The following is a 21,040-nucleotide window of genomic DNA, read 5'->3' as shown; positions in this document are numbered from 1 at the left end:
CGCTGCGCTCACGTTCCCCGCACCCATAAAAAAACCTCGCCCCCCTGTGACAGGAGGCGAGGTTTTTTAAGTCGCAATCTTAAGCGGCGTCAGGCGACTTTGGACGGCGTACATCCGGCTGCTTCCAGGACTCGGCAGCGGCTTCGTCGATGGCCTGCTGGATGGCCTTTTTGCGGTGCTCTTCGGCGCGGCGGCTGAAGAACCACACCAGGAAGGTCACCAGCGACACCGCCAGCAAAATCAAGCTGGCCACGGCGTTGATCTCGGGTTTAACCCCCAGACGCACGGCCGAGAACACTTCCATCGGCAAGGTCGTGGAGCCCGGGCCGGACACGAAGCTGGCCAGTACCAGGTCGTCCAGCGACAGGGCAAAGGACATCATGGCGCCCGCCGCCAGGGACGGGGCGATCATCGGGATGGTGATCAGGAAGAACACCTTCCACGGCTTGGCACCCAGGTCCATGGCCGCTTCTTCGATGGACAGGTCCAGCTCACGCAGACGCGCCGACACCACCACCGCCACATAGGCCGCACAGAACGTGGTGTGAGCGATCCAGATGGTGACGATGCCGCGCTCTTGCGGCCAGCCAATCATCTGCGCCATGGCCACGAACAGCAGCAACAGCGACAGACCGGTGATCACTTCAGGCATGACCAGCGGCGCCGTCACCAGGCCGCCGAACAGCGTGCGGCCCTTGAAGTGGCTGATACGGGTCAGCACGAACGCTGCCAGGGTGCCCAGTGCGACCGCTGCAATCGCCGTGTAGCAGGCGATTTCCAGCGAGCGCATGACCGCGCCCATCAGTTGGGTGTTGTCGGTCAGGCCGGTGTACCACTTCAACGACCAGCCGCCCCACACCGTCACCAGTTTGGAGGCGTTGAAGGAGTAGATCACCAGGATCAGCATTGGCAGGTAGATGAACAACAGCCCTACCACCAACATAAAGCTAGAGAAACGAATGCGCTTCATATCTTGCCCTCCAGCTCTTTAGCCTGGCTGCGGTTGAACAGGATGATCGGCACAATCAGGATCGCCAGCATGACCACCGCCAGTGCAGAAGCTACCGGCCAGTCACGGTTGTTGAAGAACTCTTGCCACAACACTTTACCGATCATGAGGGTTTCCGGGCCGCCCAGCAGTTCCGGGATCACGAACTCGCCCACTACCGGGATAAACACCAGCATGCAGCCCGCGATGATGCCGTTTTTAGACAGCGGAACGGTGATCTTCCAGAAGCTGTTGAAGGTGCTCGAACCCAAGTCAGACGCGGCTTCCAGCAAGCTGTGGTCGTGTTTGACGAGGTTGGCGTACAACGGCAGGATCATGAACGGCAGGTACGAGTAGACGATACCGATGTACACCGCGGTGTTGGTGTTGAGGATCTGCAACGGTTGATCGATCCAGCCCATGGACATCAAGAAGCCATTGAGCAGGCCGTTGTTGCTCAGAATGCCCATCCACGCGTAAACGCGGATCAGGATCGCGGTCCAGGTCGGCATCATGATCAGCAGCACCAGTACGGTCTGCATCTCTTTGCGCGCATTGGCGATGGCATAGGCCATCGGATAGCCGATCAGCAGGCACAACAGCGTGCTGATAAAGGCCATCTTCAGCGAGCCCAGATACGCGGCGATATATAGCTCATCGTCGCCCAACATGGCGTAGTTGCCCAGGTTCAGCAGGATCTCGAGCTTCTGGTCAACGTAGTTGAGGATCTCGGTGTACGGCGGAATCGCGACGTCTGCCTCAGCAAAGCTAATCTTCAGAACGATGAAGAACGGCAGCATGAAAAACAGAAACAGCCACAGGAATGGAATCCCGATGACCACATGACGGCCACCGGGGGTTATTCGTTGCAGTCGGCGTTTAAGCTTTCGCATGTTCATGAGCGCAGTACCACGCCGCTGTCGTCTTCCCACCAGACATAGACCTGATCGTCCCAGGTCGGACGAGCGCCCTGGCGTTCAGCGTTGGCCACGAAGGACTGCACCAGCTTGCCGCAGGGCAGTTCGACGTAGAACACCGAGTGGCCGCCCAGGTAAGCGATGTCATGCACCTTGCCGCGCGACCAGTTGTACTCGTAGGACGGCTTTTCGGTGGTGATCAGCATTTTTTCCGGGCGGATCGCGTAGGTAATGTGTTTGTCTTCGACCGAGGTGGTCACGCCATGCCCGACGTAAATGTCGTTCTCCAGCTCCGGGCTGTTGATGCGCGCGTAGCCTTCAGCGTCGTCGACCACTTCACCTTCGAACAGGTTGACGTTACCGATGAATTCGCACACCAGGCGGCTCACCGGGGTTTCATAGATATCGATCGGGCTGCCGATCTGGGCGATCCAGCCCAGGTGCATGATCGCGATGCGCTGGGCCATGGTCATGGCCTCTTCCTGGTCGTGGGTCACCATGACGCAGGTCACGCCGACGCGCTCAATGATTTCCACCAGCTCCAGTTGCATCTGCGAACGCAGTTTTTTATCCAGCGCGCCCATGGGTTCGTCGAGCAGCAGCAATTTAGGACGCTTGGCCAGCGAACGGGCCAGGGCCACACGTTGGCGCTGACCGCCCGACAACTGGTGCGGTTTGCGCTTGGCGTACTGGGTCATGTGCACCAGCTTGAGCATTTCGCCAACGCGGGCATCGATTTCAGCGCTCGCCATTTTGTCCTGCTTGAGGCCGAAGGCGATGTTTTGCGCCACGGTCATGTGCGGGAACAGAGCGTAGGACTGGAACATCATGTTGATCGGCCGCTCATAGGGCGGCAGGTCGGTGATGTCCACGCCATCGAGGAAAATACGGCCCTCTGTTGGGCGCTCGAAACCGGCGAGCATGCGCAGCAAGGTGGATTTGCCCGATCCCGATCCGCCGAGCAAGGCGAAGATCTCGCCTTTGTTGATTTCCAGGGACACATCGTCCACTGCAATCGTCTCGTCGAATTTTTTCGTGACCCGGTCGATTTTGACCAGAACCTGTTTAGGGGTCTGATCGCCCTCGAGGGCTTTCTTATAGGCGCCGGAGGCAACAGCCATTTACGAAACTCCCAACAAATTTAGCAGCCCGAACAAGAGGTTCGGGCCTTGGATAGGTGGTCTTGCGAGCTATTTACCCGTTTTGACCTTAGTCCACGAACGCGTCATCAGACGCTGAATGTTCGGCGGTAGCTCGGTCGAAACGTAAGCCTTGTCCAGTACCGCCTGGGTTGGGTAAACCGCTTCGTCGGTACGAATGGACTCGTCCATTACCTTGTCAGCCCCAGGGTTTGGGTTGGCATAGCCAACGTAGTCACTGACCTTGGCGATGACTTCAGGTTGCAGCAGGTAGTTGATGAATGCGTGTGCTTCTTTGACGTTGCTGGAGTCTTTTGGAATGGCCAGCATGTCAAACCACAGGGCGCCGCCCTCCTTAGGTACGACGTAGGCAATGTTCACGCCCTTTTTCGCTTCTTCGGCACGGTTTTTGGCCTGGAACACATCACCGGAGAAGCCGATCGCTACGCAGATGTTGCCGTTGGCAAGGTCTGAGATGTACTTGGACGAGTGGAAGTAGGTGACGTAAGGACGTACCGCCAACAGGGTTTTCTCGGCCTTTTTGTAGTCTTCAGTGTTGGTGCTGTTGGCGTTCAGGCCCAGGTAGTTGAGCACGGTAGGCATCATTTCATCGGCCGAATCCAGGAACGACACGCCGCAGGCTTGCAGCTTTTTGATGTTCTCCGGCTTGAAGACCACGTCCCACGAGTCGATTTTGTCGACGCCCAGGACTTCTTTGACTTTATCGACGTTGTAACCAATGCCATTGGTGCCCCACAGGTACGGCACGGCGTATTGGTTGCCCGGATCGTTCTGCTCAAGGCGCTTGAGCAAGGCAGGATCCAGGTTGGAATAGTTGGGCAGCTGCGATTTGTCGAGCTTTTGGAAAGCGCCCGCTTTGATCTGTTTGCCCAGGAAGTGGTTAGACGGCACAACCACGTCATAACCGGTACGGCCAGCCAGCAGCTTGCCTTCCAGTGTTTCGTTGGAATCAAAGACGTCATACACCGGTTTGATGCCGGTGGCCTTTTCAAAATCGGCCAAGGTATCGGGTGCTATGTAGTCCGACCAGTTATAAATGTGCACGGTGGGGGCCGCTTGAACGCTGACTGCAAGCGCTAGACCGGCTCCGACCATCAAGGTCTTGCGAAACAAGGAAATAGACACGTGGTGGTCCTCTAAATAGTTGGGCCTGAGTTGCCCGTGTCTTCCGGCAGCTGAACCGCTAAAGACAAAACCGGCGCGCAACTTACCCTCGATAAACCTGCACAGCAAAGTTTTCTGCGATTTATTGCGATAACACGCTGATTTCACATGAAATCTGGCTTGTAGGAGCGAGCTCGTCTCGCGATCTTTTGATCTTTTAAAAGATCGCGAGGCAAGCTCGCTCCTACAGGATTGCCGTGTTACTTACCGGATTTGATCTTGGTCCAGCTGCGGGTCAGCAGGCGCAAGGTTGCAGGTGGCAAGTCACTGATCGCGTACAGATGTTCTTTGACTTCATCCGACGGATAGATGCTTGGATCACCCGAGATGTCTTTATTCACCAACGGTGTTGCAGCTTTGTTACCGTTCGGGAAACGAACACTGTTAGTGATCTCGGCCATCACTTCCGGTTCCAGCAGGTAGTTCATCCAGGCGTAAGCGGCATCAACGTTTTCGGCATCTTTAGGGATGGCGACCATGTCGTAGAAGCTGCCTGCACCTTCTTTCGGGATCACGTACTTGAGTTTGACCTTGTCACCGGCTTCTTTGGCGCGGCTGATGGATTGCTCCAGGTCGCCCGAGTAGCCCACTGCAACGCAGATGTTGCCGTTGGCCAGGTCAGAGATGTACTTGGAGGAGTGGAAGTAAGCGATCGAAGGACGCACCTTGAGGAACAGCTCTTCGGCTTTCTGCAGATCGTCTTTCTTCTGGCTGTTGGTCGGCAAGCCCAGGTAATGCAGCGCCACCGGCAGCATTTCGGTTGGCGAGTCGAGCACGCTCACGCCACATTTTTTCAGCTTCTCGATGTTCTCGGGCTTGAAGATCACGTCCCAGGAATCAATGGTGTCGACGCCCAGAGCGGCTTTGACCTTCTCAGGGTTGTAGCCGATGCCAATGGTGCCCCACATGTACGGGAACGCAAATTTGTTGCCCGGGTCACTGGCATCGCCAACGGCCTTGAGCAGAGCAGGGTCGAGGTTTTTCCAGTTAGGCAGCTTGGACTTGTCCAGCTCCTGGTAAACGCCGGCTTTGATCTGCTTGGCCAGGAAGTTGTTGGATGGCACGACGATGTCGTAGCCAGACTTGCCCGCCAGCAGTTTGGCCTCGAGGGTCTCGTTGCTGTCGAACACGTCGTAAACCACTTTGATACCGGTCTTGTCTTCAAACTTTTTGACGGTATCGGGTGCGATGTAATCGGACCAGTTGTAAACGTGCAGCACTTTGTCTGCTGCTTGTGCTGCCCCGGCCATCACACCCATCAAGGACAGGGCGAGAAGGGTCTTGCCAGCTTTTTTAAAACCTGATGCCTTCATCTGTAATGCTCCAATTGTTCTTTTAAACCACCGATTCAGCGACCTGATGTCAGGGTAACCAAAGCCGGCGGCTAGTCTGGCAAGATCCAGGGCAGGCTTTCAAGGGAAGAGCCTTGATTCTTAAGGCTCTAAGCGCAATTGCCTACATAAAATCCGCAGTTTTCATGCGCCCAAAGCCTAGCAGTTAACCCTGCAATGCTTCCAAGGTCAGATCCAGGCACTTACGCGCCTTGGTCACCAACTCATCGATCTCGTCTTTGCTGATGACCAGCGGTGGCGCGATGATCATGGTGTCGCCGACGGCGCGCATGATCAGGCCGTTATCAAAGCAGAACTGGCGGCAGATCATGCCCACACCCCGGCCTTCATAACGTTTGCGAGTGGCTTTGTCCTGCACCAGTTCAATGGCGCCCAACAGGCCAACACCGCGCACTTCGCCCACCAACGGGTGATCGTTGAGTTCGCGTAAACGCTTTTGCAAATACGGTGCCGTTTCGGCGTTGGCCTTCTCGATAATTTTTTCTTCGCGCAGGATGCGGATGTTTTCGAGGGCAACGGCGGCGGCTACCGGGTGACCGGAGTAGGTGAAACCGTGGTTGAAATCGCCGCCTTCGTTGAGCACGGCCACCACTTCATCGCGCACGATCAGGCCGCCCATCGGGATGTAGCCCGAGGTCAGGCCCTTGGCGATGGTCATCATGTCGGGTTTGAGGTCGTAGAAATCGCTGCCGAACCACTCGGCGGTACGGCCAAAGCCGCAGATCACTTCGTCAGCCACGAACAGAATGTCGTACTTGGCGAGGATCTCTTTGATGCGCGGCCAGTAGGTGTCTGGCGGAACGACCACACCACCGGCACCCTGAATAGGCTCGGCAATAAAAGCACCGACGTTGTCGACGCCCAGCTCAAGGATCTTTTCTTCCAACTGATTGGCCGCCCAGATGCCGAACTCTTCCGGGGACATGTCGCCGCCTTCACCGAACCAGTACGGTTGCGGGATGTGGGTAATGCCCGGGATCGGCAAGTCGCCCTGTTCGTGCATGTAGGTCATGCCGCCCAGGCTTGCGCCCGCCACGGTCGAACCGTGGTAGCCGTTTTTACGGCTGATGATGACTTTCTTGTTCGGCTGGCCTTTGATCGCCCAATAGTGGCGAACCATACGCAGCATGGTGTCGTTGCCTTCCGAACCGGAACCGGTGAAGAACACGTGGTTCATGCCTTCGGGGGCAATGTCGGCGATGACTTTGGACAGCTCAAGCACCGGCGGGTGGGCGGTCATAAAGAACAGGTTGTAGTACGGCAGTTCGCGCATTTGCTTGCTGGCGGCATCGGCCAGTTCGTCACGGCCATAACCAATGGCAACACACCACAGGCCGGCCATGCCGTCGAGAATCTTGTGACCTTCACTGTCCCAGAGGTACACGCCCTTGGCGTGAGTGATGATGCGCGGGCCAACTTCTTTCAATTGCTTGAAGTCACTGAAAGGGGCCAGGTGGTGATCGTTGCTCAGTTGTTGCCAGGCTTGCGTTTGCGGGTTCTTGCTAGTCATACAGCTCTCCTTTTATTCAGTTGGGGAGCCGCACCTTCCAGGTGCGGCTCCCGGCGTGTCAGACGGCGAACAGCAGGAATTCCCGCTCCCACGAACTGATGACGCGCTTGAAGTTCTCATGTTCGGCACGTTTGACCGCGACGTAACCGGTGATGAACTTGGTGCCGAGGTACTTCTCGACGGTCTTGCTGTTTTCCATCCGCTCCAGAGCGTCTTCGATGGTCAACGGCAAGCGCAGGTTGCGGCGTTCATAGCCGCGGCCTACTACAGGCGCGCTTGGGTTGATGCCTTCGACCATGCCGATGTAGCCACACAGCAAGCTGGCCGCAATGGCCAGGTACGGGTTGGCATCGGCGCCCGGCAAACGGTTTTCGACGCGGCGGTTTTGCGGGCCGGCATCCGGTACGCGCAGGCCGACGGTGCGGTTCTCTTCGCCCCATTCCACGTTCACCGGCGCTGAGGTATCAGGCAGGAAGCGGCGGAAGGAGTTCACATTCGGTGCAAACAGCGGCAGCAGTTCAGGGATGAACTTCTGCAACCCGCCGATGTGGTTGAGGAACAGCTGGCTCATGGTCCCGTCTTCATTGGAGAAGATGTTTTTGCCCGTGGCGATGTCGATGATGCTCTGGTGCAAATGCATCGCGCTGCCCGGCTCGCCGGTCATGGGCTTGGCCATAAAGGTGGCGGCCACGTCGTGCTTGAGCGCCGCTTCGCGCATGGTGCGCTTGAATATCAGGATCTGGTCGGCCAGCGACAGGGCATCACCATGACGGAAGTTGATTTCCATCTGCGCGGTGCCGTCTTCGTGGATCAGGGTGTCCAGATCCAGCTCTTGCAGTTCGCACCAGTCGTACACGTCTTCGAACAGCGGATCGAACTCGTTGGCCGCTTCAATAGAGAAGGACTGACGGCCGGTTTCCGGGCGGCCGGAGCGGCCGACCGGCGGCTGCAACGGGTAGTCCGGGTCTTCGCTGCGCTTGGTCAGGTAAAACTCCATTTCTGGCGCCACGATCGGCTGCCAGCCGTGGTCGGCATAGAGTTTAAGGACCTTTTTAAGCACGTTGCGCGGTGACAACTCAATCGGGTTGCCCTGCTTGTCGTAGGTGTCGTGAATCACTTGAGCGGTTGGCTCAATGGCCCAGGGCACAACATATACGGCGTTCTGATCGGGACGGCAGACCATGTCGATGTCGGCCGGATCGAGGAGTTCGTAATAGATGTCGTCTTCGACGTAGTCGCCCGTAACGGTCTGCAGCAATACGCTCTCGGGCAGGCGCATGCCTTTTTCGGCAATGAATTTGTTGGTCGGCGAGATCTTACCGCGGGCAATGCCGGTAAGGTCGGCGATCATGCATTCGACTTCTGTGATCTTGTGGTCTTTCAACCAATCGGTGAGCTGGTCGAGGTTGTTACTCATAAATGCCTCTGGGCTGAGTTTCCTGACTTGAATAAGTCAGGCGTTTACTGACGCATCGGCGTCGCGTTGGTGTGCGCGCCGTCTGCAGGCATCTCCGAATGCCTGGAAGATTGCGAGGTAAATCGGGTTAGAGCTTACCTGCCATTCGGGGTGCCATTGAACTGCTAAAGCAAAAGCCTTGCCGTGTTCTACCGAGACGGCTTCTACCAGCCCGTCCGGCGCAGTGGCTTCAATGCGTAGCCCCGGGGCCAACTGGTCAATGCCCTGGGTGTGAATCGAGTTGACGTCAAAGTCGATCGGCAGGCCCAAACCCGCCAGCACGCCGCCCGGTTGAACGTGCATGGCATGGCTGGGCCCGTACTGCACCTCAAGCGGTGCGCTCGGGTCTTCACGGTGCTCGATGAAACCGTCGACTTCGTGCAATTTCTGGTGAAGTGAGCCACCCAGGGCTACATTTAATTCTTGAAACCCCCGGCAAATGCCGAGCACCGGAACGCCGGCTGCCAGTGCGGCGCGGATCAAGGGGAGGGTGGTGCGATCACGTTCAGGATCATGCAGCGTGCCAGGCGCGCTGGCCGGGCCGTGATACAAATGCGGTTCGATATTGGAGGGTGACCCGGTAAAGAGCAGGCCGTCCAGACCGTCCAGACCGTCCAGAATATCGGACGGTTGTATGAGTTCTGCCAGAGACGGCAGGATCAGAGGCAAGCCTTTGGCTGCCACCGCGACAGCTCGCACGTACTTATCGCCAGTGATGTGATAAGGATGCAAACCGATCTGCTTGGTGCAGGCGGTGACGCCGATTATCGGCAGGCGTGACATGTAACACCCCGGTATTATTGCTGTTATGGGTTTGAATCGAGCTTAGCCTCGTTCATTTTTTTACACAACACCCCCGTAAAAAATACAACACGGCCCGCTCAAGCCTGCGGGTAGTGAAGCGATATAAGGGCGAAATTCGCCCTAAAATGCGTCAAAAATGCCCTTCGAGCGCTTTTTTGGGGCAAAAAATAGGTTGCTTGACTTCGGTATGCCGTTCGGGTTGACTGAAACCCGTAGCGCTCAATGATTGATATTTTTAACAACAAAGGTGTTGCATCATGTCGGTACCCCCGCGTGCCGTTCAGCTTAACGAAGCGAACGCGTTCCTTAAGGATCATCCTGAGGTTCTGTACGTAGACCTTCTAATTGCGGATATGAATGGTGTGGTGCGCGGCAAGCGCATCGAACGCACCAGCCTCCACAAGGTTTACGAGAAGGGCATCAACTTGCCTGCCTCTTTATTTGCCCTGGATATCAATGGCTCAACGGTGGAAAGCACCGGCTTGGGTCTGGACATCGGCGACGCAGACCGAATCTGTTATCCAATCCCTGACACCCTGTGCAACGAGCCATGGCAAAAGCGCCCAACCGCGCAACTGCTGATGACCATGCACGAACTTGAAGGTGACCCTTTCTTCGCCGATCCGCGCGAAGTACTGCGTCAAGTTGTTACCAAATTTGACGATCTTGGCCTGACTATTTGCGCAGCCTTTGAGCTGGAGTTCTACCTGATCGACCAGGAGAACGTAAACGGTCGCCCCCAACCGCCACGCTCCCCTATTTCCGGCAAGCGCCCGCACTCGACACAGGTTTACCTGATCGACGACCTCGACGAATACGTCGACTGCCTCCAGGACATTCTGGAAGGTGCCAAAGAGCAAGGCATTCCGGCTGACGCCATCGTTAAAGAAAGTGCCCCGGCGCAGTTCGAAGTGAACCTGCACCACGTTGCCGACCCTATCAAGGCCTGCGACTACGCGGTACTGCTCAAGCGTCTGATCAAAAACATCGCCTACGACCATGAGATGGACACCACCTTCATGGCCAAGCCTTACCCAGGCCAGGCAGGCAACGGGCTGCACGTCCATATTTCGATTCTGGACAAAGATGGCAAAAATATTTTTGCCAGCGAGGATCCCGAGCAGAACGCCGCATTGCGTCACGCGATCGGCGGTGTGCTCGAGACCCTACCGGCGCAGATGGCGTTCCTTTGCCCTAACGTCAACTCCTACCGTCGTTTCGGCGCACAGTTCTACGTGCCGAACTCGCCGTGTTGGGGCCTGGACAACCGTACGGTCGCGATCCGCGTACCGACCGGTTCTTCCGATGCCGTGCGTATCGAACACCGGGTTGCCGGTGCCGATGCCAACCCGTACTTGCTGATGGCGTCTGTGCTGGCCGGTGTTCACCACGGTCTGACCAACAAAATCGAACCGGGTGCTCCTGTAGAGGGCAACTCCTACGAGCAAAACGAGCAAAGCCTGCCGAACAACCTGCGTGATGCACTGCGTGAGTTGGACGATAGCGAGGTCATGGCCAAATACATCGATCCCAAATACATCGATATTTTTGTGGCCTGTAAAGAGAGCGAGCTGGAAGAGTTTGAACACTCCATCTCCGACCTCGAATACAACTGGTACCTGCATACCGTATAAGCGATTGCAGTACTCAAGAAACGCCACGGGCTTAACTGCCCGTGGCGTTTTTTTTGCGCTGTGCAATCGGTTGACCCGGCTCGTACAATGCCTGCAGCCCCGCAGGAGACACCCATGACGCGCCTCGCCACACCACGAGCCACCCCTCGCAAACCTCGCGCACGCAGCCAGGGCCGAATTGATTCGATCCTTGCCGCTGCCCGGACCTTGCTGGCGACACAGGGCGTCGCCAGCCTGTCGATATACAGCGTGGCCGAACATGCGGGTATCCCGCCGTCATCGGTGTATCACTTCTTCGCCAGCGTGCCGGCCTTGCTCGAAGCCCTGACCGAGGATGTGCACGGTGCTTTCCGCGCCTGCCTGCAAGCGCCCATCGACCACGAGGCATTGGCGACCTGGCGTGATCTGTCACGGGTTGTTGAGCAGCGCATGATGACTATCTACAGCGAAGACGCAGCGGCCCGGCAACTGATCCTGGCGCAGCACGGCCTTACCGAAGTCACCCGGGCCGACCGTCAGCACGATCTGGAACTGGGGCAACTGCTGCACGCGTTGTTTATGCGCCATTTTGAATTGCCGGTACTGCCGCAAGACGTCGACGTGTTCGCCTTGGCAATGGAACTGGGTGATCGGGTGTATGCGCGCTCTATCCAGTTGCACGACAGCATCACCCCGCGCATGGCCGAAGAAGGCCTGCGCGTGGTGGATGCGTATTTGGGGTTATACCTGCCGCCGTTTTTGCCAAAACGACAACCGTAAAGCTCCCTCACCCTAGCCCTCTCCCGGAGGGAGAAGGAACCGATTGGGGAATGTTGTCGATGTTCTGCAGCCTGCAAGCCATGCACTGGACCTGAGAACACCTCGGTAAAGCTCCCTCTCCCTCGGGAGTGGGCTGGGGTGAGGGGCTGCTACCTGCGCCGCTTTCAAATCAGAACGGCGCATCACCCAAAATGGTCGCGCGGTGCATCACGCGACGGTTGGGGCGGTAGTCGTCCACGGCGTAATGCTGGGTGACGCGGTTGTCCCAGAAGGCCACGTCGTTTTCTTGCCAGCGCCAGCGGATGGTGTATTCAGGGCGGGTGGCGTGGGCAAACAGCAGCTTCAAAATTGCGTCGCTTTCGGCCTCTGACAGCTCATTGATTTTGGTGGTGAAGCCTTCGTTGACGAACAACGATTTACGCCCGCTCACCGGGTGCGTGCGCACCACCGGGTGGGACAGCGGCGGGTTGTTTTTGCGGGTCTGTTCCCAGCGCGCGAGGTCTTCGGGGGTCGAGCCAAAACGCTCCAGCGGGAACGATTTGGTGAAGTCGTGCGTGGCGCTCAGGCCGTCCAGCAGCACTTGCAGCGGTTTGGACAAGCCCTCAAAAGCCGCGATGCCGCTGGCCCACAAGGTATCGCCGCCAAAGGCCGGCAACTGCTTGGCGCTCAACACCGCGCCCAGTGCTGGGGTTGGTAAAAAGGTCACGTCGGTGTGCCACACCGCGTTGTCGCGTACGTCGGTCACGGCCGTGTCCAGCACCAGCACTTCAGGCTGCTCCGGTACGTTGGGGTAAATCGGGTGAATGTGCAGGTCACCAAAGTTGGCGGCAAAACGCGCTTGCTGTTGTGGGGTGATGACCTGGTTCTTGAAGAAAATCACCTGGTGCTGAAGCAGCGCCTGCTCGATGGCATCGCGCTGTTCCAGGCTCAGTGGCCGGGTCAGGTCAACGCCGTCAATCTCGGCGCCAAGGGCAGAGCTAATGGGGGTAACGGTCAGGCTCATGGTCGTCTCGCTAGCAGCGCGCCGATGGGTCGGCGTCGTGTGATATTCGGTGTAATTAGTGAACCTGGCCGTGCCACGGCACCAGTTTGCGTTGCAGGGCGCGCAGGCCCATTTCCATGGCGAAGGCGATGATGGCGATCACCAGAATGCCCAGCACCACTACATCCGTGACTAAAAACTGTGCGGCAGACTGCACCATAAAACCCAGGCCGCTGGTGGCGGCGATCAGCTCTGCTGCAACCAACGTCGACCAGCCGACCCCGAGGCCAATGCGGATACCGGTCAAAATATCCGGCAAGGCGCTCGGCATAATTACATGGCGGATCAACTGCCAGCGCGTGGCGCCCAACGACTGTGCGGCGCGGATCTTGGCCGGGTCGACGGTGCGCACGCCGGTGGCGGTCGCAATCGCAATCGGGGCAAAAATCGCCAGGTAAATCAGCAGCACTTTCGACAGTTCGCCAATGCCGCACCAGATCACGATCAGCGGCAAGTAAGCCAGCGGCGGGATCGGGCGGTAGAACTCGATCAGCGGGTCGAAAATACCCCGCGCAATGCGGTTATGGCCAATGGCAATGCCCACCGGCACAGCGGTCAAAATCGCAAAGCCAAGCCCCAGGCCGATACGGCTCAGGCTCGCGCTCAAGTGCTGCCACAGGGTGGAATCCATGTAGCCTTTGGTCGCCAGCAACCAGCCTTTTTCCAGCACGGCAGACGGTGGCGGTAAAAACAGCGGTTCGATCAAGCCGGCGGCGGTTACGCCCCACCAGGCAAGGATCAAAGTGGCGAGGGTCAGCACGCTGATCCAGCGTGTGCTCAGGCTGCGCTTTGCCGGGCGCGGCGCGTGAGGTGCAGCAACGGGGGCTGCGGCGACTTCATAACTGCTCATGCGCGCTCCTGCCGCTGGGCGGCACCACGTTGTGAAAACACGCGTTCAAGTACGTGTTCACGGGTTTCGATAAAGCGGGGGTCGGACTTGATCGAGCGAGCGGACTCGCCAGCGTTATAACGCTGACCGAAATCCAGGGTCAGGCGCTCAACAATACGGCCAGGGTTGGGCGCCAACAGAATCAGATCCGTGGCCAAAAACACGGCCTCTTCAATGTCGTGGGTAATCAGGAACACGGGTTTGTCGGTGCGTTTGCACACTTGCAGCAACAGCTCTTGCATCTGTTCACGGGTGAACGCATCAAGAGCGCCGAAGGGTTCGTCCATCAGCAGCACACGCGGGTCGGCCGCCAAAGCACGGGCCAGGCCCACACGCTGGCGTTGACCGCCGGACAGCTCCCACACACGGCGTTTTTCAAAGCCCGACAAATCCACCAGCGCGAGCATTTCACGGGCACGCGCTTCGCGTTTGTTGCGTGCCACGCCGGCCAGTTCCAGGCCGAAAGCAACGTTGGCCAAGACGTCTTGCCAAGGCAGCAAAACGTCGTCTTGAAACACCACGCCGCGTTCAGCGCTCGGGCCTTTGACCGGGGCGCCATCCAGAGTGATGCGCCCGGCGCTAGGTTCAACAAAACCGGCAATCAGGTTGAGCAGCGAGGTTTTCCCGCTGCCCGAAGGGCCAAGTGCGACCAGCAGCTGCTGAGGTCCGAGATTGACGGAAATATCCGACAGCACCGGCTCAGCTGCGCCTGGGTACTGTGCGCTGATGCGCTCCAGTGATAACAAGGCCATGACGGTCGATTCCTCAGTTGGCGTGGGTTATTGAGTGACGAACTGGGCGGTCACTGACGGTGCGTAATCCGGCAGAACGGCGTCGACCTTGCCTTGCTCTTTCAGGAAGGCAGCGGTGTCAGTCAGGGCTTTGGTGGTCGGTGCACCCAGCAGCACTTTTTGTTCAGCCGCTACCGGGTAGACGTTGCCTTCCAGCAGGCCAGGAATGTCAGCGGCCTTGGCCCCGGAGAGCTTCTCTACCTTGGCGACATTGCTTGGGTTGGCAACCCAGGCTTTAGGGTCCTTGTTGTAGTCGGCGTAGGCATCCAGGGTGACTTTGGCGAATTCCTTGACGATTTCCGGGTGCTTGGCCGCGTAGTCCTTGCGCACAATCCAGGCATCAAAGGTGGGTGCGCCGAGCTTGCCCAGTTCGCCAGAGGTGATCAGCACTTTGCCGCTGTCTTTGGCCACACCCAGTGCCGGGTCCCACACGTAGGTGGCGTCGATATCACCGCGTTTCCAGGCGGCGATAATGGCCGGTGGCGCGAGGTTAAGGATGGTCACTTTGGACGGGTCGATGTTCCAGTGTTTCAGCGCTGCCAGCAGGCTGTAGTGGCCGGTCGATACAAACGGCACGGCGACTTTTTTGCCTACCAGGTCTTGTGGGCTGTTGATGCCGGAGCCGTTGCGGGCTACCAGGGCTTCAGCGCCGCCGATCTGGGTGGCGACCAAAAAGGTTTCAACCGGAACACCGCGGGTGATGGCGGCGGTCAGCGGGCTTGACCCCAAGTAGCCGATTTGCACGTCGCCCGAGGCGATGGCGGCAATGATGTCGGCACCGTTATCAAATTTGCGCCAGTTGATTTTGGCGTCGGTGGCTTTTTCGTAAACGCCGTCAGCCTGGGCCACTTTGGCCGGGTCAACGGTGGTTTGGTAAGCCACGGTTACGTCGTTGGCCGCTTGCGCAAAGAAACTGGCACCGGCCAGAGAGAGTGCAGCCAAAAGGCGTAGGGGGGTGTTCAGTTTCATCTGGGGGAATCCTCGGCTGGCGGCCGTTAATTGGCTGGATGCGAGGTTAAATGATCTAAGAATGAGTAAATAAATAACTTTTATGCATTAGCTTATGAAGTTATTGATCCTTCTTTACGTGCGCGCGCACGAGCTTTAATGGGTTTTTCCGGTCACAGAAAATCGCTTCAGCACCGCGACATGAACGCTTATTAAAAATTTCATAAAAATCTATTTATAAATAAGACCAAAGGCCGATAGCATCCGCCGGCGTGAACGTAGGAAATTTCCTTTGTTATGCCAATAGGTTATGAAGGATCTTGAAATAATTCTTTTTTGGTTTATGAAAAAGTCTTTAACCTACGCACACACCGCAGAGGACTAGACAAAGGTCGTAAACATCAAAAGTTACGATTGACTTGGCAGTCACTGTCTGGCGCTAATCGCGCATCTGGAGCACCGAGACGTCAGATTTCGGGCTAAAGAACTACAAAAATTAGAATTCAAAGGAGCAGCACCATGAAGAAGTCCACCGTTGCCGTGGCTGTAGCCCTCGGCTTGCTGGCGCAACAAGCGAGCGCTGAAGGGTTCATCGAAGACAGCAAAGCGACGCTGAAACTGCGTAACTTCTACATCAACACCGACAACCGCGACGCAGGCACTAAAGCTTCCGGTGCTCAGAGCAAGAACGAAGAGTGGGGCCAAGGCTTCCAGGTGGATTACACCTCGGGCTTTACCGCAGGTACTGTGGGTTTCGGTCTGGACGCTATCGCTCTGCTGGGCGTACGTCTTGATTCGGGCGGCGGCACCAACGGCGCTACCTCGACCTCGTACGGCGGCACTGTGTTCCCGAGCAAGTCCGACGGCAAAGCGGTTAATGACTTCTCAAGCCTGGGCGTAACTGCCAAAGCCAAGTTCTCCCAGACCGAACTGCGTTACGGCACCCTGATGCCGAAACTGCCGGTCATCTCCTATAACGATGGTCGTCTGCTGCCACAGACCTTTGAAGGTGGCCAAGTCACCTCCAACGAGATCAAGGACCTGACCCTGATCGCCGGTCAGATCGAGCACGTTAAAGGCCGTAACTCCAGCAACAACGAACAAATGTCCATTGGTGGTGCGAACGCTCGTACAGCCAACAGCAACAAATTCGTCTATGCCGGTGGTGACTACAAAATCAACAAGGACCTGTTGGTTCAGTACTACTACGGCAACCTGGACAAGTTCTACAAACAGAACTTCCTGGGCCTGGTCCACAACTGGGCAATCGGCCCGGGCGTGTTGAAGTCTGACCTGCGCTACTTCAACAGCAAAAACGACGGCAAAAACGGCTACGACCCGCTGTACTTCAGCAACGGTAACTACGCCAACAGCGTTTCCAAAAACGGTAAAGGCGAAGTCGACAACAACCTGTACAGCGCTTTGTTCCTGTACTCGGTTGAAGGCCACACCTTCGGTGGCGGCTACCAGGTCAGCAACGGCAGCAGCGACTTCCCTTGGCTGAACCAGGGCGACGGTTCGTCGAACTACACCATCACCGACTCGCAAATCCAGAAGTTCGGCCGTGCTGGCGAACGTACCTGGCAAGCACGCTACTCGTATGACTTCGCCAAGGTTGGCGTACCTGGCCTGACCGCCGGTGCTGTGTACCTGCGCGGCAACAACATCGACACCTACAGCGGCGGCAAGCAAAACAACGATGGCGCGACCGAGTGGGAACGCGACATCACCGTGGCTTACGTTGTTCAGGAAGGTGCTCTGAAGAACCTGGGCTTCATGTGGAAAAACGCCATGTGGCGCAACACCATTGCTGGCCAGCGCAACCAGGACGAAAACCGTGTGATCGTGAGCTACTCGATCCCACTGTTGTAAGTCGCTTGTAGCGAAAAAAAGTAAGACGTAAAAGTAAGAAAAATCCTGCCCGGCGCAATGCCGGGCAGGGTGTTTACCGAAGGGCCAGACGGCTCATTCGTAACACATTGAGTAGTCGCAGCTCCTTGCCGCTCCCCTTGCCTAAACCTGAATCCAGAGTGGACCTGGTGCTTTGTCGCGTCCAATGAAACAGTTTTTAGTATTCCTTTTGGTTCTAATTAAATCGATATTTATTCTTTTTAATTAGTTCGTGAAGCAGGCAGAGTAAGCCCATCACGCCCCGCCACTCACGACAAAAAAGGAGCTGCACCATGAGCCTAAGACTTGGCGATATCGCCCCCGATTTCGAACAGGATTCCAGCGCTGGCACCATCAAGTTTCACGATTGGCTGGGCGACAGCTGGGGCATTTTGTTTTCTCACCCGGCTGACTTTACGCCGGTGTGCACCACTGAACTGGGCTTCACCGCCAAGCTCAAGGATGAGTTTGCCAAGCGTGGCGTCAAGGCCATCGCGCTGTCGGTTGACCCGGTAGACTCGCACCACAAGTGGATTGGCGACATCAACGAAACGCAAAACACAGTCGTCAACTTCCCGATCCTGGCCGACGCCGATCGCAAGGTCAGTGACCTCTACGACCTGATCCACCCTAACGCCAGCGACACCCTTACCGTGCGCTCACTGTTCGTGATTGACCCGAACAAAAAGATCCGCCTGACCATTACTTATCCGGCCAGCACGGGGCGTAACTTCAACGAAATTCTGCGTGTGGTTGATTCGCTGCAACTCACCGACAACTACAAAGTGGCCACCCCGGCCAACTGGCAAGACGGCGACGAAGTCGTGATCGTGCCATCGCTCAAAGACGAAGACGAAATCAACAAACGCTTTCCTAAAGGTTATCGCGCTGTGAAGCCCTACCTGCGCCTGACGCCACAGCCAAACAAGTAACGACCGTATTCATCACCTTCAAAGTCACAGGGTTTTGGCCGTTTCGACGGCCTTTTTTTTGCCTGTCAATTCATATACGTTTAAGGAATAAACAAATGAACAAATATGATTTATGGATATAAAAAACACCTGTTAAGGTCAGTTCCATCTAAGCGAAAACGCTGACAGAAAATTGAAAAATTTCATTCAAGGAAACCGTAAATGCTGGTTGTGACAATCGGAGGTAGCCCAAGTCAACGCTCCCGTTCCGGGGTGTTGCTGGACCGCGCCAAACACTGGCTCAACCAGAATGGCGTCGAAGTGGTGAGTTACCAGGTACGTGACTTTCCGGCTGAAGACCTGCTGCATGCGCGTTTCGACAGTCCAAAAATTATCGACCTGCTGGAGCAGATTGAGCGGGCCGACGGCCTGGTGATTGCGACTCCGGTGTACAAGGCCTCTTTCAGCGGTGCGCTGAAAACCATCCTCGACCTGCTGCCTGAACGTGCCTTGAGCCACAAAGTGGTGCTGCCCATCGCGACCGGCGGCAGCATCGCCCACATGCTGGCCGTGGACTACGCACTGAAGCCCGTGCTGTCGGCGCTCAAGGCCCAAGAAATGCTGCACGGCATCTTTGCCGAAGACAGCCAGATTGCTTACGGCGAAGGCAGCGCTCAGGCGCAGTTGGTGCCGGTGCTGGAACAACGTTTGAACGAGTCACTGGAGCACTTTTACAGCGCCCTGGCCCGTCGCCCAAAACCGCTGGACCCCGACATCCTCAACGAGCGCCTGCGCACGGCTCGCTGGAGTATCTGAACTTATAAACACCCTGTAGGAGCGAGCTTGCCTCGCGATCTTTCAAAAGATCCAAAGATCGCGAGGCAAGCTCGCTCCTACAGAACAAAAATAAAGGAGAGCGCCATGCGCCCTGTCATTTTGCGTCGTGGTTTGGCCACACTGCTGGCTGCAGCCGTGTCATTAGGCGTGGCACTGCAAGCCCAGGCCGATACGGTACGTATTGGCTACCAGAAGTACGGCACGTTGGTGCTGCTCAAGGCCAAAGGCACGCTGGAAAAGCGTCTGGCCGATCAGGGCGTCGACGTGCAATGGACTGAATTCCCCGGCGGCCCACAGTTGCTGGAAGGCCTCAACGTAGGCTCCATCGACTTCGGCGTGACCGGCGAAACCCCGCCCGTGTTTGCCCAGGCCGCCGGTGCCGACCTGCTGTACGTCGCGTACGAGCCGCCAGCGCCGACCAGCGAAGCGATTCTGGTGCCCAAAGACTCGCCTATCACCTCGGTCAAAGACCTCAAAGGTAAAAAAGTAGTCCTCAACAAAGGCTCCAACGTGCACTACCTGCTGGTGCGCGCCCTTGAAGACGCCGGCCTGAAATACACCGACATCCAGACCGTCTTCCTGCCGCCAGCGGACGCCCGTGCCGCCTTTGAGCGTGGCAGTGTTGATGCCTGGGTCATCTGGGACCCGTACCAGGCCGCCGCCGAGCAACAACTGCACGCCCGTACGCTGCGTGACGCGACCGGCATTGCTGACAACCACCAGTTCTACCTGGCGACCAAGCCGTTTGCTGAAAAACACCCCAAAGTCATCGAAACCCTGATCGAAGAAGTGCGCAATGTCGGTGAGTGGGCCAAGGCACACCCTGACGAAGTGACCCAGCAGGTTGCTCCGCTGCTCGGCCTGCCGGTCGATATCACTGAAACCTCGGTGAAACGCCAGGGTTACGGCGCGCAGTTCCTGACCCCGGAAGTGGTCAACGCGCAGCAAAAAATTGCCGACAGTTTTTACCAGCTCAAGCTCATCCCCAAGCCGTTGACGATTAAAGACGTGATCTGGACACCGCCCGCCACCGCGGCTACAGCCCCTTAATGCTTGCCGTACCCCTTTAGGAGACCACTCCATGAGCCTCAACATTTTCTGGTTCCTGCCTACCCACGGAGATGGCCATTACCTTGGCACCTCCGAAGGCGCTCGCGCTGTTGATCACGGTTACCTGCAACAAGTGGCGCAAGCCGCAGACCGCCTGGGTTTTGGCGGGGTACTGATCCCGACTGGACGCTCATGCGAAGACTCCTGGCTGGTGGCCGCCTCGCTCATCCCGGTGACCCAGCGCCTGAAATTCTTGGTGGCCCTGCGCCCCGGCATTATTTCGCCCACCGTGGCGGCGCGCCAGGCGGCAACCCTGGACCGACTGTCCGGTGGCCGTGCCCTGTTCAACCTTGTCACCGGCGGTGACCCGGACGAACTGGCCGGTGACGGCCTGTTCCTGAGCCACGAAGAACGCTATCAGGCCTCGGTGGAATTCACCCGCATCTGGCGCCGCGTACTGGAAGGCGAAACCGTTGACTACGACGGCCAGCACATCCAGGTCAAAGGCGCCAAGCTGCTCTACCCGCCGATCCAGCAACCGCGTCCGCCGCTGTACTTCGGTGGCTCGTCAGAAGCAGCGCAAGACCTGGCCGCCGAACAGGTTGAAATGGTTCTGACCTGGGGCGAGCCGCCGGCTGCGGTCGCAGAAAAAATCCAGCAAGTGCGCGACAAAGCCGCCAAGCTCGGCCGCACCGTGCGCTTCGGTATTCGCCTGCACGTGATCGTGCGTGAAACTAACGAAGAGGCATGGAAAGCCGCCGACAAACTGATCTCGCACTTGGACGACGACACCATCGCCCGTGCCCAGGCATCACTGTCGCGCTTTGACTCGGTAGGCCAGCAGCGCATGGCTGCGCTGCACGGCGGCAGCCGCGACAACCTCGAAGTCAGCCCTAACCTGTGGGCGGGCGTGGGCCTGGGTCGCGGCGGCGCGGGCA

Annotated in this window: 19 protein-coding genes; 7 read left to right on the top strand and 12 right to left on the bottom strand. The window is 57.4% G+C overall.

Features of this window, described 5'->3' with window-relative positions; all coding sequences use genetic code 11:
- Window positions 1-79: 79 nt before the first annotated feature.
- The 8 genes from GHO25_RS04570 to GHO25_RS04535 all read right to left on the bottom strand — a co-directional run bounded on the left by GHO25_RS04570 (window position 80) and on the right by GHO25_RS04535 (window position 9,330).
- Window positions 80-970 (bottom strand): ABC transporter permease subunit, encoded by an 891-nt coding sequence (locus GHO25_RS04570; protein WP_153336158.1) that lies wholly within the window; start codon window positions 968-970, stop codon window positions 80-82.
- A complete protein-coding gene (locus GHO25_RS04565; protein ID WP_048371123.1) occupies window positions 967-1,887 on the bottom strand; it encodes an ABC transporter permease subunit in 921 nt (306 codons plus the stop codon). Before GHO25_RS04565 ends, GHO25_RS04570 begins: the two co-directional genes overlap by 4 nt.
- Window positions 1,884-3,026 carry an ABC transporter ATP-binding protein gene (locus tag GHO25_RS04560; RefSeq protein ID WP_153390027.1) on the bottom strand — a complete coding sequence of 381 codons (1,143 nt, stop codon included), beginning with the start codon at window positions 3,024-3,026 and terminating at the stop codon, window positions 1,884-1,886. Before GHO25_RS04560 ends, GHO25_RS04565 begins: the two co-directional genes overlap by 4 nt.
- A gap of 69 nt (window positions 3,027-3,095) precedes the next feature.
- The gene (locus GHO25_RS04555; RefSeq protein ID WP_048389177.1) at window positions 3,096-4,190 is read right to left on the bottom strand and encodes a polyamine ABC transporter substrate-binding protein; all 1,095 of its coding nucleotides are present in this window, start codon (window positions 4,188-4,190) and stop codon (window positions 3,096-3,098) included.
- A gap of 239 nt (window positions 4,191-4,429) precedes the next feature.
- Window positions 4,430-5,542, bottom strand: coding sequence for a polyamine ABC transporter substrate-binding protein (locus tag GHO25_RS04550; RefSeq protein WP_048371120.1), 1,113 nt, complete (start codon window positions 5,540-5,542; stop codon window positions 4,430-4,432).
- A 184-nt stretch (window positions 5,543-5,726) separates the two neighbouring features.
- Window positions 5,727-7,091, bottom strand: a complete 1,365-nt coding sequence (locus tag GHO25_RS04545; RefSeq protein WP_153390026.1) for an aspartate aminotransferase family protein — start codon at window positions 7,089-7,091, stop codon at window positions 5,727-5,729.
- Window positions 7,092-7,149: 58 nt separating this feature from the next.
- Window positions 7,150-8,508, bottom strand: a complete 1,359-nt coding sequence (locus tag GHO25_RS04540; RefSeq protein ID WP_048371116.1) for a glutamine synthetase family protein — start codon at window positions 8,506-8,508, stop codon at window positions 7,150-7,152.
- A 36-nt stretch (window positions 8,509-8,544) separates the two neighbouring features.
- Entirely contained in the window at window positions 8,545-9,330 is a 786-nt protein-coding gene (locus GHO25_RS04535) for a gamma-glutamyl-gamma-aminobutyrate hydrolase family protein (RefSeq protein ID WP_153390025.1), read from the bottom strand.
- Window positions 9,331-9,608: 278 nt separating this feature from the next.
- On the opposite strand from GHO25_RS04535, the gene GHO25_RS04530 reads away from it, so the two are divergent.
- Entirely contained in the window at window positions 9,609-10,985 is a 1,377-nt protein-coding gene (locus tag GHO25_RS04530) for a glutamine synthetase family protein (RefSeq protein ID WP_048371112.1), read from the top strand.
- 114 nt (window positions 10,986-11,099) lie between these two features.
- Window positions 11,100-11,744 (top strand): TetR/AcrR family transcriptional regulator, encoded by a 645-nt coding sequence (locus GHO25_RS04525; protein ID WP_153390024.1) that lies wholly within the window; start codon window positions 11,100-11,102, stop codon window positions 11,742-11,744.
- 169 nt (window positions 11,745-11,913) lie between these two features.
- On the opposite strand, the gene tauD is transcribed toward GHO25_RS04525, so the two are convergent.
- The 4 genes from tauD to tauA are packed head-to-tail and all read right to left on the bottom strand — an operon-like array spanning window position 11,914 to window position 15,435.
- Window positions 11,914-12,747: a taurine dioxygenase gene (gene tauD, locus GHO25_RS04520; protein WP_153390023.1), complete on the bottom strand. Its 834-nt coding sequence runs from the start codon at window positions 12,745-12,747 to the stop codon at window positions 11,914-11,916.
- A gap of 55 nt (window positions 12,748-12,802) precedes the next feature.
- Window positions 12,803-13,636: a taurine ABC transporter permease TauC gene (gene tauC / locus GHO25_RS04515; protein WP_048371105.1), complete on the bottom strand. Its 834-nt coding sequence runs from the start codon at window positions 13,634-13,636 to the stop codon at window positions 12,803-12,805.
- Window positions 13,633-14,427: a taurine ABC transporter ATP-binding subunit gene (gene tauB / locus GHO25_RS04510; protein WP_153330245.1), complete on the bottom strand. Its 795-nt coding sequence runs from the start codon at window positions 14,425-14,427 to the stop codon at window positions 13,633-13,635. Before tauB ends, tauC begins: the two co-directional genes overlap by 4 nt.
- A gap of 27 nt (window positions 14,428-14,454) precedes the next feature.
- A complete protein-coding gene (tauA, locus tag GHO25_RS04505) occupies window positions 14,455-15,435 on the bottom strand; it encodes a taurine ABC transporter substrate-binding protein (protein WP_153330244.1) in 981 nt (326 codons plus the stop codon).
- A gap of 498 nt (window positions 15,436-15,933) precedes the next feature.
- On the opposite strand from tauA, the gene GHO25_RS04500 reads away from it, so the two are divergent.
- The 5 genes from GHO25_RS04500 to ssuD form a co-directional block, all read left to right on the top strand.
- On the top strand, window positions 15,934-17,286 hold the full coding sequence (locus GHO25_RS04500) for an OprD family porin (RefSeq protein ID WP_153390022.1): 1,353 nt from the start codon (window positions 15,934-15,936) through the stop codon (window positions 17,284-17,286).
- A 311-nt stretch (window positions 17,287-17,597) separates the two neighbouring features.
- A complete protein-coding gene (locus tag GHO25_RS04495; RefSeq protein ID WP_048371098.1) occupies window positions 17,598-18,236 on the top strand; it encodes a peroxiredoxin in 639 nt (212 codons plus the stop codon).
- 201 nt (window positions 18,237-18,437) lie between these two features.
- On the top strand, window positions 18,438-19,031 hold the full coding sequence (ssuE, locus tag GHO25_RS04490) for an NADPH-dependent FMN reductase (protein ID WP_048371096.1): 594 nt from the start codon (window positions 18,438-18,440) through the stop codon (window positions 19,029-19,031).
- 105 nt (window positions 19,032-19,136) lie between these two features.
- A complete protein-coding gene (locus GHO25_RS04485) occupies window positions 19,137-20,102 on the top strand; it encodes a sulfonate ABC transporter substrate-binding protein (protein ID WP_048371094.1) in 966 nt (321 codons plus the stop codon).
- A 31-nt stretch (window positions 20,103-20,133) separates the two neighbouring features.
- A partial coding sequence (ssuD, locus tag GHO25_RS04480) for an FMNH2-dependent alkanesulfonate monooxygenase (protein ID WP_153390021.1) occupies window positions 20,134-21,040 on the top strand: 907 nt, incomplete at its 3' end.

It is taken from the genome of Pseudomonas sp. FSL R10-1350, assembly GCF_009600525.1.
GTDB lineage: Bacteria > Pseudomonadota > Gammaproteobacteria > Pseudomonadales > Pseudomonadaceae > Aquipseudomonas > Aquipseudomonas helleri.
This window is presented reverse-complemented; position numbering and strand designations above follow the sequence as displayed.

What these genes read in the sequence shown, in the direction of transcription:
- tauD (WP_153390023.1), bottom strand. Translation starts at nt 12,747, where the DNA reads ATGAGCCTGACCGTTACCCCCATTAGCTCTGCCCTTGGCGCCGAGATT.
- GHO25_RS04545 (WP_153390026.1), bottom strand. Translation starts at nt 7,091, where the DNA reads ATGACTAGCAAGAACCCGCAAACGCAAGCCTGGCAACAACTGAGCAAC.
- GHO25_RS04530 (WP_048371112.1), top strand. Translation starts at nt 9,609, where the DNA reads ATGTCGGTACCCCCGCGTGCCGTTCAGCTTAACGAAGCGAACGCGTTC.
- GHO25_RS04550 (WP_048371120.1), bottom strand. Translation starts at nt 5,542, where the DNA reads ATGAAGGCATCAGGTTTTAAAAAAGCTGGCAAGACCCTTCTCGCCCTG.
- GHO25_RS04495 (WP_048371098.1), top strand. Translation starts at nt 17,598, where the DNA reads ATGAGCCTAAGACTTGGCGATATCGCCCCCGATTTCGAACAGGATTCC.
- ssuE (WP_048371096.1), top strand. Translation starts at nt 18,438, where the DNA reads ATGCTGGTTGTGACAATCGGAGGTAGCCCAAGTCAACGCTCCCGTTCC.
- GHO25_RS04565 (WP_048371123.1), bottom strand. Translation starts at nt 1,887, where the DNA reads ATGAACATGCGAAAGCTTAAACGCCGACTGCAACGAATAACCCCCGGT.
- GHO25_RS04500 (WP_153390022.1), top strand. Translation starts at nt 15,934, where the DNA reads ATGAAGAAGTCCACCGTTGCCGTGGCTGTAGCCCTCGGCTTGCTGGCG.
- GHO25_RS04525 (WP_153390024.1), top strand. Translation starts at nt 11,100, where the DNA reads ATGACGCGCCTCGCCACACCACGAGCCACCCCTCGCAAACCTCGCGCA.
- GHO25_RS04560 (WP_153390027.1), bottom strand. Translation starts at nt 3,026, where the DNA reads ATGGCTGTTGCCTCCGGCGCCTATAAGAAAGCCCTCGAGGGCGATCAG.
- tauB (WP_153330245.1), bottom strand. Translation starts at nt 14,427, where the DNA reads ATGGCCTTGTTATCACTGGAGCGCATCAGCGCACAGTACCCAGGCGCA.
- GHO25_RS04535 (WP_153390025.1), bottom strand. Translation starts at nt 9,330, where the DNA reads ATGTCACGCCTGCCGATAATCGGCGTCACCGCCTGCACCAAGCAGATC.
- tauC (WP_048371105.1), bottom strand. Translation starts at nt 13,636, where the DNA reads ATGAGCAGTTATGAAGTCGCCGCAGCCCCCGTTGCTGCACCTCACGCG.
- tauA (WP_153330244.1), bottom strand. Translation starts at nt 15,435, where the DNA reads ATGAAACTGAACACCCCCCTACGCCTTTTGGCTGCACTCTCTCTGGCC.
- GHO25_RS04540 (WP_048371116.1), bottom strand. Translation starts at nt 8,508, where the DNA reads ATGAGTAACAACCTCGACCAGCTCACCGATTGGTTGAAAGACCACAAG.
- GHO25_RS04485 (WP_048371094.1), top strand. Translation starts at nt 19,137, where the DNA reads ATGCGCCCTGTCATTTTGCGTCGTGGTTTGGCCACACTGCTGGCTGCA.
- GHO25_RS04570 (WP_153336158.1), bottom strand. Translation starts at nt 970, where the DNA reads ATGAAGCGCATTCGTTTCTCTAGCTTTATGTTGGTGGTAGGGCTGTTG.